The sequence below is a fragment of the [Actinomadura] parvosata subsp. kistnae genome, assembly GCF_900323885.1.
In the GTDB taxonomy this organism is placed as follows: domain Bacteria; phylum Actinomycetota; class Actinomycetes; order Streptosporangiales; family Streptosporangiaceae; genus Nonomuraea; species Nonomuraea composti.
In genome coordinates this window covers 55,811-70,065 of sequence record NZ_OOHJ01000033.1, presented here as the reverse complement: position 1 = coordinate 70,065, position 14,255 = coordinate 55,811, and the positions used below count along the sequence as shown (strand labels likewise).

Sequence of the window (14,255 nt, the reverse complement as noted above, 5' to 3'; positions counted from 1 at the left end):
CACGTCACTGTCGCCATGACCGCCAGGACGCCGAGCGGCAGGACCACCGGGTGGCGAGGTGGGGGAGGCCGGGCAGAGAGGTGCGGGGCTCGGTGGCCGGCGAAAAGCTTGCCGCGCCTGGTTTCCTGGCGGTGCGTCGAAGGTCTTCAGGGCGAGGCGACGGAAGCCTTCGCCGCGGGTGCGGCCAGGAGGTCGCCGAGCCCGCCGCGGGCGTCGTCGATGACGAGCGCCTCCGCCGCCGCCGAGTCGCCCGCCCGCAACGCCCGCACCAGCGCACGATGGCTGGTGTAGCGGTGCAGGCCGAACTCGGCGTCGTGGCTGATGCGTTCGAGCAGCCGGGCCCGGCGCTCCGGCCAGGAGAACACGCGGGTCTGGTCGAGCAGCCGCACGAGGACGGGGTTGCCGGCGCAGGACTCGACGACCTCGTTGAAGCGCTGCATGGCGTCGAGCAGCCGGCCGAGGTGCCGCGACGGCTGCTGGCCGGCCTGGTGGCGCTGCTTGATGAGGATCAGCAGGTCGTCGGCCTCGTCGAGGATGGCGTCGAGCCGGTCGAGCTGCTCCGGGGTCGCGCGCCGGGCGGCGAAGCGGGCCACCATGCCGCGCAGGGCGACCTCGACCTCGGCGAGGTCCTGGACGGCGACGTCGCCGAAGGTTGCCACCTGCACGGTGCGCGGGCCCGTGCGTTCGAGCAGGCCGTCCTGCTCCAGGCGCCGGATGGCCTCGCGCACCGGCGTCGGGCTGACCGACAGCCGCTCGGCGAGCCCCCGCTCGGTGACCTTCTGGCCGGGACGCAGCTCTCCTGTGGTGATCGCGTCACGGATGGCGCGGTACGCGCGGTCGGCGAGTGTGCTGGTCGTCAGGCCCTGCAAGGTCGTGTCCGCCATACCGGCAGTCTATCTGCCATGGCAAAGCTAGATTGCAATGCTTGACGGTTTTGCTATAGCAAAACTAGTGTGGTGCGCGCCACACCGGCAGTCGGAAGGGCGTCCCATGGCGACGACGAGCGGCCCGCGCACGCGAACAGGGCGGATCACTTTCTTCATCTCCCTGGCGGTCTTCGCCCAGGAATCCACGTGGAACCTCTACGACTCGCAGGTGCCGCCCCTGCTGCGCGAGCACATCACCAGCGCCGCGCTCGTCGGCCTGCTCATGGGGATGGACAACCTGCTCGGCATCTTCATCCAGCCGTGGATGGGCAACCGGTCGGACAACACCCGGACCGCGTGGGGCAGGCGCATCCCGTACCTCGTCGTCGGGATGCCGCTGGCGGCGCTGCTGTTCCTCGCCATCCCGCACGCCGCGGCCGCGCTGCCGCCGCTCATCCTGGTGATGTTCGCCTACGCGCTGACCGCGAACTCCTTCAAGCCCATCGCCGAGTCCCTGCTACCTGACTTCATCCCGCCGCAGCGCCGGAGCCGGGCCAACGCGGTGGTCAAGATCGCGTCGAGCCTCACGGTGATGGTCGCGGCGCTCATCAGCATCTTCCTGATCGACGACTTCCCCGCGGCGTCGTTCGCGATCCCCGCGGCCCTGATGGTGGCCTCCGCGGCCGTGCTCGGCCTGAAGCTGCGCGACAGCCGCTCGCCGGGCTACCAGGCCGCGCTCGCGGAGGACCGCGAGCGGCCGGGCGCCGCCTCCCGGCAGGCCCGGGTGCGGGACGTCGTGCTCGACATCGTGCGCGACCCCGACCGCAGCCGGCTGTTGCTCATCGTGTCCATCCTCGTCTTCGGCGGCGCCTGGGCCGCCTCCCGGGCGCTCATCACCCCGTACGGCATGGAGGCGCTGGGCCTGTCGCGCGGCGACGCGGGCGGGCTGACCCTGCCCAGCGGGGTTGCCTTCATCGTGGCCGCCTACCCGGTGGCGGTGCTCGCCGAGCGCTTCGGCCGGCTGCGCGTGATGATGGCCGGGATGACGGTGTTCGCCGCCGGGCTGGTGCTCGGCACCGTGGTGCACACGCCCACCGGTGTCATGCTCGGCCTGTGCGTCGCGGCGGCGGGCGCGTCCGCGTTCCTCGTGAACGCCGTCGTCGTCCTGTGGAACCTCGCCCCGTCCGGCGGGGTCGTCGGCACCTACACCGGGCTCTACACCGTCGGCTGGGTCGGCGGCGGCTTCCTCGGCCCGGCCGTGGTCGGCGGCATGGTCGACCTGACGAGCTGGTCACTGATGCTCATCCACGTCTCGATCCTCGCGGCCGTCGCCGTGCTGGTGGTCGCGCGCGTCAGCGCCCTGCGGCGGCGCTCGGAAGCCGGGCACGGCTCCCCCTGAACCGATGACACAGAGAGACCGATGACACAGAGAGACCGATGACACAGAGAGAAAGAAGGACATGGGCAGCGAACCCGTCAAGCAGGTCCGGGTCCTGGCGCCGAGCGGCATGCTCGGCGCCGGCTGGGACCACGCGACGATCGAGCGCGGCATCGCGCTGGGCGCCGACGTCATCAGCATCGACGCCGGGTCCACCGACTCCGGCCCCTACTACCTCGGCTCCTCGACCCCCAAGACGACGGCCGAGGCGGTGGCCCGCGACCTGCGCAGCCTGCTGACGGCCGCCGCCGGCGCGGGCATACCGGTGATCGTGGGCTCCTGCGGCACGAGCGGCACCGACAGCGGCGTCGACTGGGTCGCCGGGATCGCCGCCGAGGTGATGGCGCGGGAGGGCCTGAGCCTGAAGGTCGCGCGCGTCTACAGCGAGCAGAGCGCGGCGGAGCTGAAGGAGCACCTGGACGCGGGCCGGATCCACCCGCTGCCCCCGATGGGGCCGCTGCGGGCCGAGACCCTCGAGAGCTGCACCCACATCGTCGGCGCGATGGGGCACGAGCCGATCGTCGCGGCACTGCGCGCCGGCGCCCAGGTCGTGCTCGCCGGCCGGGCCACCGACACGGCCGTGGCCGCCGCCTACCCGCTCATGAAGGGCATGCCCGCCGGGCCGGCGTGGCACGCCGCCAAGATCGTCGAGTGCGGCGGCCAGTGCACCACGGACCCGCGCGCGGGCGGCGTGCTCGCCACCATCGACGCCGGCGGCTTCACCATCGAGCCACTCGACCCGGCCGTGTCGTGCACGCCGATCACGGTGGCCGCCCACATGCTCTACGAGAGCGCGAACCCGTTCGAGATGCGCGAGCCCGCCGGCACCCTCGACGTCCGGGACGCGCGCTACGTCGCGCTCGACGACCGGATCGTCCGCGTCGAGGGGTCGCGCTTCCACCCCGCCGGCCAGTACACGATCAAGCTGGAGGGCGCCCGGATCACCGGCTACGAGACCCTGTCGTTCACCGCGATCCGCGACCCCCTCATCCTCGCCGACATCGACGCCTGGGCGGACCTGATGCGCACGATGATCCGGCGGCGCGTGCACCAGACCCTGGGGCTGGCGGACGACGAGTACGCCTTCGACCTGCGCCTCTACGGCCACAACGCGGTGCTGGGCGACCTGGAGCCCGAGACCGGGCCGCCCCGGGAGGTGGGCGTGATGCTGCTGGTCAACGCGCCCGACCAGGCGACGGCCACCGCGATCGCCAAGGTCGCCAACCCGCTGATGCTGCACCTGCCGACCCCCGCGATGGGTTACCTGCCGAGCCTGGCGTTCCCGTTCTCGCCGGCCGAGGTGGAGCGCGGCGCCGCGTACGAGTTCGCGCTCAACCACGTCGTGGACTGCGCCGACCCGGCGAGCCTGTTCCGCATCGAGATGGGGGAGAAGGCCGATGCCTGAGATCACCCTGGCCGACCTCGCGCACGAGGTGCGCTCCAAGAACGCGGGCCCGTTCTGGGTCACCATGGAGCTGTTCATGCGCGACGCCGCCGGCTACCGGATCGCCGCGGACGCGTCGTTCCTGAACGAGCGGGTGATCGCCGAGCTGTACCGGGTCGAGGAGGGCACGGTCCAGATCTTCCGGATCCCGTCGCTGAACGTCGTGAAGATCTCCTTCCCGCGGCCCCTCGCCCAGGGCTCGCTGCGCGACCGTGACATGCACGCGGGTCAGCACCACGTCCCGCTCGCCGGCCTGCCGATCAAGGGTTCCCAACAAAACCTATGGAAATAATCGGAAAACCCTGCAATGTCCCTGCGGATGTGCCAGAGTCTCGTCATGAGCTTGGACGAGATCCGCCCCATGAGCGCTCGTGCCCACTCTCCGATGACGGCCGCCATCTCGACCGCGCGCTGGATCAGATCCGCCGCCGTGGACGACGAGCACGGCACGCACTGGCGGGCCAATCCCGACCGGCATGGCAGGTCGGCGCTGCCGCCGCGGCCCCGGTCCCTGTACTCGGGAGCGGCCGGGATCGTGCTGTTCTTCCTGGAGCTGGCCGCCGCCACCGGGCAGGAGACGTACCTGGAGGACGCGCGGCGCGGCGCCCGCTGGCTGGCCGCCACCTGGCGGCGGGAGAGCGACCTGACGCTGCACCACGGGCTGACCGGCACCATGATCGCGCTGATGGAGGCCGGCTGGGCGCTCGGCGACGACCGGCTCGACGCGGAGGCGGCGGCGATCGCCGACCTGATCGTGGCGAGCGGGCACACCCGCGTGGACGGCTTCGGCTGGACGTTCGACCCCGCCCAGCGCGGCGACGGCGGCATCGTGCTGGGCCTGCTGCGCGCCGCCGCCCGCTTCGGCGAGCCCGCGTACGAGGCGGCGGCCGTCAGCGCCGGCCTGCGCATCGCCGGGCTGCCCGTGCCCGGCCACCGGCACGGCGGCCTCGACGGCCTGCCCTCCGACGCGATCACCCCCGGCTTCCTGACCGGCTCGGCCGGCATCGCCTTCCTCCAGGCCCGCCTGTACGGGGTGACCGCCGACGAGCGCTTCCTGCGCGCCGCCCGCAGCGGAGCCGCCTTCGTCCGCGAGGTGAGCGTGACGGGCGACGGCCGCGCCCTGGTCCCGCACCACGTGCCGCGCTCCGGGGAGCTGTACTACGCCGGGTTCTGCTCGGGCGCGGCCGGGGTGGCCAGGATGTTCTACGAGCTGCACCGGGTGAGCGGCGACCTCGAGGACCTGGACTGGGTGGAGCGGCTGGCGCACGGCGTGGTCGACAGCTCGGCCCCGCCCCGCCGCACGCCCGGTTACTGGAACTCGGCCTGCCAGTGCTGCGGCACGGCCGGCCTGGTGGAGCTGTTCGTGGGGCTGTGGGCGGTCACGGGGCGGGCCTCCTGCCTGGAGTTCGCCCGCACGCTCGCCGCCGACCTGGTGGCCAGGGCCGACGACCACGACGGGCGCGGCTACCGCTGGTATCAGGCCTATCGGCGGGTGCGGCCCGGCGAGGTGAGCGCGGACACCGGCTACATGGTCGGCGCGGCGGGCATCGGGTCGGCCCTGCTCCACCTGGACGCTGCCGGCCAGCCCGACCGGGCGCGCCGCGTCCTGCTCCTGCCCGACAACCCGTTCCCCGCCCTTCCGGTCCCGTGCGTCTCCGGCGGCTAGCCGCTGCCCGGCTAGATCGCTGATGTGAATTTGGTTAGTGGTCATAGGCGGTCAGTGACCGTTTCACCGGTGCGTCAGTGTTCCAGTTGTGCCAGATTGCGGCGTTGAGGGCGAGGACGCGTTGGCTGATGCGTGCCCAGAGGCCGTCTGGATGGCGGGCGTTGTGACGTTCGAGGCCGAGCTGGTTCTTCAGCGTCCAGATGATCGCCTCGATGCGCTGGCGCAGCCAGCCGGGAAACGGCAGGGTGCGTGCAGGCTCGTCTTCGCGGGCCGGCCGGATCAGGAGGTGGCCCAGATCGGCGGCGGCCTTCTCGATGCCGGCTCCGGCGAATCCCTTGTCGCACACGATCGGGCATGGACCGCCGGCTATCTGGTGGACGTGCAGCAGGTGCAGGGCCTGCTTGCGTTCGTCGAGCTCTTTGGGGTGGGCCAGGCTGAAGCCGGTCACCGCGCCGTCAGCGGTAGTGATCAGCATCAGCTTGGCACCCCAGTAGAAGGCGTGGTGGGACTTGTCCATGCCGTATCCGGCGATCTCACCCAGGTGCGATCTGTTGACCGTCACCCGCGAGGCGCCGCAGCGGATCGGGGTGCCGTCCATCAGTCGCAAAGGCTCGTGCCAGGTGGGGACCTGGCGTGCCAGCCACAACGCCGCCGCCGACATGGCCGGCCCCAGCGCACGCAGTTGCCGGTTGTACTGCGACTGGGACGGCAGTCTGGGGAACAGATGCCCGATCCGGCCGGCCGCCATCCGCATCCAGCGGCGTTCGTCGTCACACCGCAGCAGCACTTGCGCCACTGCCACGACCACCGCCTCGGCCGGGGTCAGCACCGGCGGCCGGCCCCGCCCGCGAGGCCGGCCCTGCGAAGGCATCACGTGATCGTCCAGATGCACGTAGAGTGCGGTTAGAAGGGCGTCCAAGTCAGTCTTCACACACCGACCATGGACGTCCTTCGTCATGCCTGCAGCCGATCACCAATTTTCACATCAGCGATCTAGCCGCTGCCCGGCTGGCCGCCGTCCGGGCCGGGTGTGCGGATGGTGTCAGGCGACCGCGCACAGCGGGACCGCGTTCACCTCGTCGGCCAGCGCCCGCAGCCGGGGCCGCAGCTCCTCCGCCAGCGGGGTGATCTGCGTGTCCAGCACGAACAGCTCTCGCGTCACGTGCCGCCTGTTGCGGCAGCCCGTCCAGGAACGCCTTGACCAGGCCGGTGTAGGTGGCCTTGTAGATGGGCGTGGCCAGGACGATCACGTCGGCGTCGGCCACCGAGCGCCGCGCGGCCACCAGGTCCGGATGGTCGGCGCGGCCGGGCAGGAGCGGCTCGGCGGGCAGGTCACGCAGGTGGAGCACGGTGAGCGCGCCGTCCATGAGCTCGGCCACGTGGCCAAGGAACCGTCCCGCAGCTCCACCAGCCTGCTCCCGGCCTCGGCGCCCCGCGGCGCGCCGCCCTGCGCCGGTGTGCTCTGCGAGTGCGTGCTCTGCGTGGGTGTGTTCTGCGAGGGTGTGCTCACTGGGCTCCTGCCGTGGCGAACGGGATCGAGGCCGGCGCGGCGGCGGCCGGCTCGGCCGGGTGCCGCCACAGGCCGCGCTCGCGCAGGATGGGCAGCACGCCCTCGCCGAACCAGTACGCCTCCTCCAGGTGCGGATATCCCGACAGCACGAACTCGCTGAGCCCGAGCCGGTGGTACTCCTCGATGCGGTCGGCGACCTCGGCGTGGCTGCCGACCAGCGCCGTGCCCGCGCCGCCGCGCACCAGCCCGACGCCCGCCCACAGGTTCGGGTAGATCTCCAGGTCGTCGCGCCGGCCGCCGTGCAGGGCGAGCATGCGCTTCTGCCCCTCCGACTCGCTGCGGTGCAGGCCGGCCTGCACCTTCTCCACGGTCGCCTGGTCGATGCCGTCGAGCAGCCGGCGCGCCTGCGCCCACGCCTGCTCGCTGGTGTCGCGGGTGATCACGTGCAGCCGGATGCCGTGCCGCAGCGTGCGGCCCTCGGCGGCGGCCAGCCCGTCGATCCAGCCGATCTTCTCCGCCACCGCGTCCGGCGGCTCGCCCCACGTGAGGTACGCGTCCACGTGCCGCGCCGCCACCCGGCCCGCGGCGGGGGAGGAGCCGCCGAAGTACACCTCGGGCACCGGGTCGGGCAGCCGGGCCAGCCGCGCCTCCTCCACCCGCACGTGCTCGCCGGTGAAGCTCACGCTCTGCCCCTGCCACAGCGACCGCACGACGTGCAGGAACTCGCCGGTACGGGCGTAGCGGGCGTCCTTGTCCAGGAAGTCGCCGTAGGCGCGCTGCTCGTGGGCCTCGCCGCCGGTCACCACGTTGAGCAGCAGCCGCCCGCGCGAGTGCCACTGGAAGGTGGCCGCCATCTGCGCGGCCAGCGTGGGGGAGACCAGCCCGGGACGGAAGGCCACCAGGAACTTCAGCCGCTCGGTGGTGCCGGCCAGCATCGCGGTGGTCAGCCAGGCGTCCTCGCACCAGGCGCCGGTGGGCGTCAGCGCGCCGGCGAAGCCGACCTACTCGGCCGCGTGCACGATCTGGCGCAGGTAGGGCAGCGTCGCGGGGCGCGCGCCGGACGCCGCGCCCGCCGGGAGCCCGTGGCCGCCGCCCACGACGTCGCGGCTGTCGCCGTAGGTGGGCAGGAACCAGTGGAACGTCAAACTCATCGTTCTCTCCTAGAGCAGGCCGTGCCGGGGCGGCAGCTTGCCGTCGAGCACGGAGCGGCCGATGTGCTGGATCTTCCAGCGGGCCGGGTCGTGCAGGGTGTGGGCGCGGGCGGCGTCCACGGCCTGCGCGGCCCGGTCGAGCAGCGCCCCGGCGGCCCGCACCTTGACGGCCGGCTCGCCGGCCCGCCGGGACGACGAGCGGGTCGCCGGCCGTCCTCGTGCCGGGCCGGCACCCCTGCTGCCGCAGGACGTTGACGTAGGCGAAGTGGCTGTGCGGGATCCGCGCGAGGTTCGGGTCGGCGGCGGCCGGAACACCTCGGCGAGAGTGCGCGCGCTCACGTGGGCGCCGCCGTACGCGCGGGGCACGGTCACGGCGAGCAGCCCGCCGGAGGACAGCCGGTCGAGCTCGGGCTCGGGCAGGCGGCGCCCGGCGGCGCGGGCCGCCGCGGCCCTCCGCGAACCCGGTGGCGAGCGCGCGCGCCGCCGCGAGCGCCTCGGCGATCACGTGGGTCATGTTGTTTCGTCCGTTCTGCGTGTTACGTTGTGGTTCACCGTAATCCCTGCAATGCAGGTAGGCAATACCTGTTTAGGGACCGGTGCCCACCCGCTACCGGACAGCCACCCCGGAGCAGCGTGCCGAAATTTCCGTCAATACAAGTAGGAAATATTGACTTAACGGATTTGTCGGCTTAAAGTCGGAAACATGAGGCAGGATCTTCTCCTGACCAGGCGCTCCCACGTGGACTTCGGCCACGTCGCCAGCGCCCAGTGTCGCTGATCACGAACCCCGGCCATCCCCGGCCCTGGAGACCTCGGGCCGTACTCCCGTGAGGACTTTGTGATCATGCCTTCCGCCCCGTCCCCGCACCTCGACACCCGCCCCGCCGTCACCGGCGACCTGTTCCGGCGCGCCCTCGCCGTGCACGCCAGCGGCGTCGTCATCATCACCGCCCAGAACGCCGGCATCCCGGTCGGGCTCACCGCCACCTCCTTCTCCTCCGTCAGTCTCGAACCCCCGCTCGTCTCCTTCTACGTCGACCGCTCCTCCACCACCTGGCCCGCCCTGCGCGGCGCCGACCACTTCGCCGTCAACGTGCTGGCCGGCGACCAGGCCGACCTGGCCGCCCGCTTCGCCCGCAAGAACATCGACCGCTTCGCCGAGCCCACCCGCTGGCGGCCCGGGCCGCTCGGCGCCCCCCTGCTCCAGGACGTCTCCGCCCACCTCATCTGCCTGCCGTACGAGACCACGGAGGTCGGCGACCACATCCTCGTCGTCGGGCTCGTCGCCGAGGCCGGCGTGCACCGCCCCGCCCGCCCCCTGCTCTACCACCAGGGCTGCTTCGGCCACTTCCTGCCCCATCCCGCCTCCTGAACCCCGGAGCAGCACCCGTGACCACCACGACGCGGACCCCGCTCTACGCCTCACCCGCCGACCACACCCGGTACGGCTACTACGGGCCCGGCCGCCTGCACCTGTCGCCCGGCTGGGACCGCCCCCTCTACCCCTTCCGCGGCCGGATCACCGCCGACGGCTCCAGCGGCTTTCGCGCCGAGCCGCACCGCTACCACCTGTACGCCGCCTGGGTCTGCCCGTACGCCCACCGCGCCGCGATCGTCCGCAAGCTCGCCGGCCTGGAGGAGGTGGTGTCGCTGTCGTACGTGGACGACGAGCGCGACGGCCGCGGCTGGGCGTTCCGGCAGCGCCGCGGCCACGACCCGGTCAACGGCTTCACCCTGCTGGAGCAGGCGTACGAGGCGACCGAGAAGGGGTACGGCGGGCACATCTCCGTCCCGGTCCTCTGGGACCGCCTGACCGGGGTGATCGTCAGCAACAACTTCCCCGACATCACCCTCGATTTGGCCACCCAGTTCGGCCGGTGGGCCACCAGCGACCTCGACCTGTACCCGGAGGCGCTCCGTCCCGAGATCAACAAGCTGAACGCCTGGATCTACCACGACATCAACACCGGCGTCACCCGGGTGGGCCGGGCCGCGACCGAGGACGAGCGCGAGCGTGAGCGGCACCGCGTGGTCGCCGCCCTCGAACGGCTCGACGAGCGCCTGGCCGAGCAGCGTTACCTCGCCGGCGACACGGTCACCGAGGCCGACGTGCGGCTGTGGGTGACGCTGGCCCGCTTCGACGCCACGTACAACCGCGGACATCTGATCAGCGAGCGGGAGCTGCGCGACTTCGAGCACCTGTGGCCCTACGCCCGCGACCTGTACCGGCTGCCCGCCTTCCGCGAGACGACCGAGGGCCTGCCCGCCGACTGGGACCTGCCGCACGGGCGTGACCGATGACCCCACGGGTGCTCCTGAGCGTGGCGGGCGTGCTCGCCCTCCTGCTCGGCGGCGTCGCCTGCGGCGGCGGGACGTCGCAGGCCGCCGGGAGCGGCCACGAGCTGCGGGTGGGCTACCAGCGGTTCGGCGCGCTCACGCTCGTCAAGGCGCGGGGCGCGACGCCCGGCGAGACGTGGTCGCTGTTCGAGAGCGGGCCGGCGGTCACCGAGGCGCTCAAGGCCGGGTCCATCGACGTCGGCTACACCGGTGAGGCGCCGCCGATCTTCGCCGCGGCGGGCAGGACCGACTTCAGGATCATCAGCACCTCCGCCGAGGTGCCGCAGGGCGAGGCCGTCCTGGTCAAGCAGGACAGCGGGATCACGAGCTTCGCGGACCTGAAGGGCCGCTCGATCGCGCTCAACAAGGGCTCCAACGTCAACTGGCTGCTCGTGCGGCTGCTCGACAAGCACGGCATGACCATGGACGACGTGCACGTCAAGTACCTCAAGCCGGCGGAGGGGCGGCCCGCGTTCGACAGCGGCCAGGTTGACGCGTGGATCATCTGGGACCCGTACTTCGCGCTCGCCGAGCGGCCCGGCGTCAAGGTGCTGGCCGACGCGACCGGGCTCGCGGGCAACCGGGAGTACCTGCTCGCCTCACCCGAGGCGCTGGAAACGAAGTCCCCGCAGATCAAGCAGCTCCTCCAGCGGTTGCGCGAGGCCACCGACTGGGGCATCGCCCACCCCGAGGAGCGGGCCCGGCTCCTCGCCCCCGAGCTGAAGATCCCCGAGGACGTCGCCAAGCGCGCCCTGGCCCGCAGCGCCAGGCCCGTCGCGCCGGTGACCCCCGCGATCGGCGCCGAGCTGCAACGCATCGCGGACGGCTTCACCGCGCTGAAGCTCATCCCCGGCAAGGTGGACATCGCGGGCCGGGTGGACGAGAGATTCAGCGAGGTCCTGCGATGACGGCGCCCCCCGCACGAGCGCGCGAGGTACTGCGATGACGGCGCCCGTGCGAGCACCCGAGGTATTGCGATGACGGCGACACCTGTGCGGGCCCCGCGGACCGGACGCGAGCGCACCCGCCCGCAGCAACGCTCCCGGCCGGCCCGAGCCACCCGCTGGCGGCGGATCATCACCCCGCTGCTCGTCGTCGTCCTCTGGGAAGGGGCCTCGCGGGCCGGGATCCTGCCGCCGGACAAGCTGTCGGCGCCCAGCGACGTGCTGGCCGCTGGCTGGCGGCTGGCCGCTGATGGGACACTCTGGCACAACCTGCTCGACTCGCTCGTCCGGGCCGTCATCGGCCTGGCGATCGGCGGCGGGCTCGGGCTCGCGCTCGGCTCGGTCGCCGGGCTGCTGCGGCTCGGCGACGACCTGGTGGACCCGCCGGTCCAGATGGCCCGCATGCTGCCCCACCTCGGCCTCGTCCCGCTGCTGCTCATCTGGGTCGGCATCGGCGAGCCGCTGAAGATCTCGCTGGTCGCGCTGGGCGCGTTCTTCCCGGTCTACCTCAACACCTACGGCGGCATCCGCGGCATCGACGAGCGGCTGGTGGAGGCCGCCCGCACGTGCGGGCTGTCGGCCGCGGCCCGGCTGCGGCACGTCGTGCTGCCCGGAGCGCTGCCGTCGCTGTTCCTGGGCCTGCGCCTGGCGTTCGGCGCGGGCTGGCTCAGCCTGGTGGTCGGCGAGCAGGTCAACGCCGACAGCGGGCTCGGCTTCATGATGATGGAGGCCCGCGAGTTCGCCCAGACCGACGTGGTGGTGCTCGGGCTGCTCATCTACGCGCTGCTCGGCCTGCTGTCGGACCTGGCCCTGCGTACGGCGGAAGGGAGGGCCCTGGCATGGCGGCGCGGCCTCGAAGCGAGCTGAACCCCGCCACGACCGCGCCGGACGTGGCGCCGGACCTGACAGCGGCGGACCTGGCGGTGGTCACCGCGCGGGGGATCACGCGCGCGTTCGGCGACACCACCGTGCTCGACGGCGTGGACCTGCGCATCCGCAGAGGCGAGGTGGTCGCGCTGCTCGGCGCCAGCGGCTCCGGCAAGAGCACGCTGCTGCGCGTCCTGGCCGGTCTCGACTCCGGCGCGGACGGCGAGGTGCGCACCAGCGGCCGCACCGCCGTGGTGTTCCAGGAGCACCGGCTGCTGCCGTGGAAACGCGTCGCCGACAACATCGCGCTCGGCCTGCGCGGCCCTGACCTGGCCCGCCGCACGTCCGCGGCGCTGGCCGGGGTGGGCCTCGCCGACCGGGGCCGGGCCTGGCCGGCGGAGCTGTCCGGCGGCCAGGCGCAGCGGGTCGCCCTGGCCCGCGCCCTCGTCCGCGAGCCCGACATCCTGCTGCTCGACGAGCCCTTCGCCGCCCTCGACGCGCTCAACCGGCTCAGGATGCAGGCGCTGTTCTTCCGTCTGCGCGGCGAGCACGACTTCGCCGCCCTGCTGGTCACGCACGACGTGAACGAGGCGCTGCTGCTCGCCGACCGCCTCCTCGTGCTGGAGGACGGCCGCATCGCCGAGGACACCCCCGTCCCGCTCCCGCACCCGCGCACGCAGGACGACCCCGGCTTCGGCGCCCTGCGCCGCCACCTGCTCACCCGCCTGCGCGTGCCCCTCGTTCCCGACCGGTCCTGAACGCGGGCCACGCGCCGCGACGCCGAGTCCTCGGGGACGGCACCACCTCCGCCGGCGCGGCCGAGCCGAAGTGTGGACGCCTGAAGGGCCGGGCGTCCACGCCCCCGAGCGCGGGCGCCCGGACCGTCAGATCCCGGCGGTGATCTTCTCCAGCAGGTGCGGACCGCGCTCGGCGCCCTCGCGGTCGCGCCTGGCCACCTCCTCCCGGACGATCGGGATGACGTGCCGGCCGAAGTCGACGGCGTCGCCGAGCAGGTCGTAGCCGCGGGCGGAGATGATGTCCACGCCCAGGTCGTAGTAGTCGAGCAGCGCCTTCGCCACCGTCTCCGGGGTGCCGACCAGGGCGTTGGAGTTGCCCTCGCCGCCCGTGGCGGCCGACGTGGGCGTCCACAGGGCCCGGTCGAAGCGCTCGCCCCTGGAGGCGATGGCGATCAGCCGCTGCGCGCCGGTGTTCTCCGGCCCGTCCGGCGCGTGGCCGCGCGGCGGCTGCCTGACCGCCCGCCGCACCCGGATGGCCTCGACCGTGCGGTGCGCCTTCTCCCAGGCCAGCTCCTCCGTCGGGGCGATGATCGGGCGGAAGGCCGCCTGGATGCGCGGCCGGTCGCTGCGCCCGGCGGCGCGTGCCGCCGCCCACACCGACTCGATCTGCTGGGCGGTGTCGGCCAGCGGCTCGCCCCACAGGCAGTAGATGTCCGCCTCCGCGCCGCCGGCGGCGTACGCGGCGGGCGAGGAGCCGCCGAAGGAGACGCCCGGGTGCGGGTCCTGCACGGGGAAGATGTCGCTGACGTAGTCGTGGAAGCGGTAGTGCTCGCCCTCGTGGTCGAACGGCTCCCTGCGCGTCCACACCTTCTTGACGATCTGGATGTACTCCCTGGTGCGGCTGTAACGCTGGTCCTTGGTCAGCGTGTCGCCCTCGCGCCGCTGCTCGTGGTCGTTGCCGCCGGTGATGAAGTGGATGGTCAGCCGCCCGTCGCTGATGTGGTCCAGCGTCGCGAACGAGCGGGCCGCGTACGTCGGGTAGGACACGTTCGGCCGGTGCGCGAGCAGGATCTGCAGCCGCTCCACCTTCGCCGCCAGCCAGCCCGCCGCCGGCGTCGGGACCGGCGTGTCCGAGCCGTAGGCGAACAGGACCCGGTCCCAGCCGTGGTCCTCGTGGGCGCGGGCGAGCCTGAGCGTGTAGTCCTTGTCGAAGGAGAGCCCGGAACGGGCCGTGGTCTCCGAGGCGTTGTTGGTGTAGGCGATGCCGAGAAACTCCACGGGCATGTCAGACGTCC

13 protein-coding genes and 2 pseudogenes are annotated in these 14,255 nt (G+C 72.7%); 9 read left to right on the top strand and 6 right to left on the bottom strand.

Annotated elements, in window-relative coordinates:
* Nucleotides 1–146 precede the first annotated feature (146 nt).
* On the bottom strand, nt 147–884 hold the full coding sequence (locus KIS93_RS61565; RefSeq protein WP_080038122.1) for a GntR family transcriptional regulator: 738 nt from the start codon (nt 882–884) through the stop codon (nt 147–149).
* A 106-nt stretch (nt 885–990) separates the two neighbouring features.
* Here KIS93_RS61565 and KIS93_RS61560 point away from each other — a divergent pair, with 106 nt between their 5' ends.
* The 4 genes from KIS93_RS61560 to KIS93_RS61545 all read left to right on the top strand — a co-directional run bounded on the left by KIS93_RS61560 (nt 991) and on the right by KIS93_RS61545 (nt 5,414).
* A complete protein-coding gene (locus KIS93_RS61560) occupies nt 991–2,265 on the top strand; it encodes an MFS transporter (protein WP_080038123.1) in 1,275 nt (424 codons plus the stop codon).
* Between the two features lie 61 nt (nt 2,266–2,326).
* A complete protein-coding gene (locus tag KIS93_RS61555) occupies nt 2,327–3,709 on the top strand; it encodes an acyclic terpene utilization AtuA family protein (RefSeq protein WP_186405168.1) in 1,383 nt (460 codons plus the stop codon).
* Nucleotides 3,702–4,040 carry a DUF4387 domain-containing protein gene (locus KIS93_RS61550; protein ID WP_080038124.1) on the top strand — a complete coding sequence of 113 codons (339 nt, stop codon included), beginning with the start codon at nt 3,702–3,704 and terminating at the stop codon, nt 4,038–4,040. Before KIS93_RS61555 ends, KIS93_RS61550 begins: the two co-directional genes overlap by 8 nt.
* Nucleotides 4,041–4,085: 45 nt before the next feature.
* Nucleotides 4,086–5,414 (top strand): lanthionine synthetase LanC family protein, encoded by a 1,329-nt coding sequence (locus KIS93_RS61545; protein WP_080046650.1) that lies wholly within the window; start codon nt 4,086–4,088, stop codon nt 5,412–5,414.
* Nucleotides 5,415–5,448: 34 nt separating this feature from the next.
* Here KIS93_RS61545 and KIS93_RS61540 read toward each other — a convergent pair whose 3' ends face one another.
* The 4 genes and pseudogenes from KIS93_RS61540 to KIS93_RS61525 all read right to left on the bottom strand — a co-directional run bounded on the left by KIS93_RS61540 (nt 5,449) and on the right by KIS93_RS61525 (nt 8,447).
* Nucleotides 5,449–6,345, bottom strand: coding sequence for a transposase (locus tag KIS93_RS61540; RefSeq protein WP_080038125.1), 897 nt, complete (start codon nt 6,343–6,345; stop codon nt 5,449–5,451).
* Nucleotides 6,346–6,622: 277 nt separating this feature from the next.
* Nucleotides 6,623–6,781: pseudogene (locus KIS93_RS68680) on the bottom strand (NAD(P)H-dependent oxidoreductase); the annotation flags it as partial.
* Between the two features lie 139 nt (nt 6,782–6,920).
* A pseudogene (locus KIS93_RS61530) lies at nt 6,921–8,075 on the bottom strand (LLM class flavin-dependent oxidoreductase).
* Between the two features lie 9 nt (nt 8,076–8,084).
* Nucleotides 8,085–8,447 carry a hypothetical protein gene (locus tag KIS93_RS61525; RefSeq protein ID WP_222108183.1) on the bottom strand — a complete coding sequence of 121 codons (363 nt, stop codon included), beginning with the start codon at nt 8,445–8,447 and terminating at the stop codon, nt 8,085–8,087.
* Between the two features lie 472 nt (nt 8,448–8,919).
* Here KIS93_RS61525 and KIS93_RS61520 point away from each other — a divergent pair, with 472 nt between their 5' ends.
* The 5 genes from KIS93_RS61520 to KIS93_RS61500 all read left to right on the top strand — a co-directional run bounded on the left by KIS93_RS61520 (nt 8,920) and on the right by KIS93_RS61500 (nt 12,981).
* A complete protein-coding gene (locus KIS93_RS61520; RefSeq protein ID WP_080046652.1) occupies nt 8,920–9,447 on the top strand; it encodes a flavin reductase family protein in 528 nt (175 codons plus the stop codon).
* Nucleotides 9,448–9,464: 17 nt separating this feature from the next.
* Nucleotides 9,465–10,376, top strand: a complete 912-nt coding sequence (locus KIS93_RS61515) for a glutathione S-transferase C-terminal domain-containing protein (protein ID WP_080038126.1) — start codon at nt 9,465–9,467, stop codon at nt 10,374–10,376.
* Nucleotides 10,373–11,320, top strand: a complete 948-nt coding sequence (locus KIS93_RS61510) for an aliphatic sulfonate ABC transporter substrate-binding protein (protein ID WP_080038127.1) — start codon at nt 10,373–10,375, stop codon at nt 11,318–11,320. The genes KIS93_RS61515 and KIS93_RS61510 overlap by 4 nt, the downstream gene beginning before the upstream one ends.
* A 69-nt stretch (nt 11,321–11,389) precedes the next feature.
* Nucleotides 11,390–12,223 (top strand): ABC transporter permease, encoded by an 834-nt coding sequence (locus KIS93_RS61505; protein WP_080038128.1) that lies wholly within the window; start codon nt 11,390–11,392, stop codon nt 12,221–12,223.
* Nucleotides 12,196–12,981 (top strand): ABC transporter ATP-binding protein, encoded by a 786-nt coding sequence (locus tag KIS93_RS61500; protein WP_080038129.1) that lies wholly within the window; start codon nt 12,196–12,198, stop codon nt 12,979–12,981. Before KIS93_RS61505 ends, KIS93_RS61500 begins: the two co-directional genes overlap by 28 nt.
* A gap of 126 nt (nt 12,982–13,107) precedes the next feature.
* Here the strand turns inward: KIS93_RS61500 and KIS93_RS61495 are convergent, their stop codons facing one another.
* The gene (locus KIS93_RS61495) at nt 13,108–14,244 is read right to left on the bottom strand and encodes an LLM class flavin-dependent oxidoreductase (RefSeq protein WP_080038130.1); all 1,137 of its coding nucleotides are present in this window, start codon (nt 14,242–14,244) and stop codon (nt 13,108–13,110) included.
* Nucleotides 14,245–14,255: the final 11 nt, after the last annotated feature.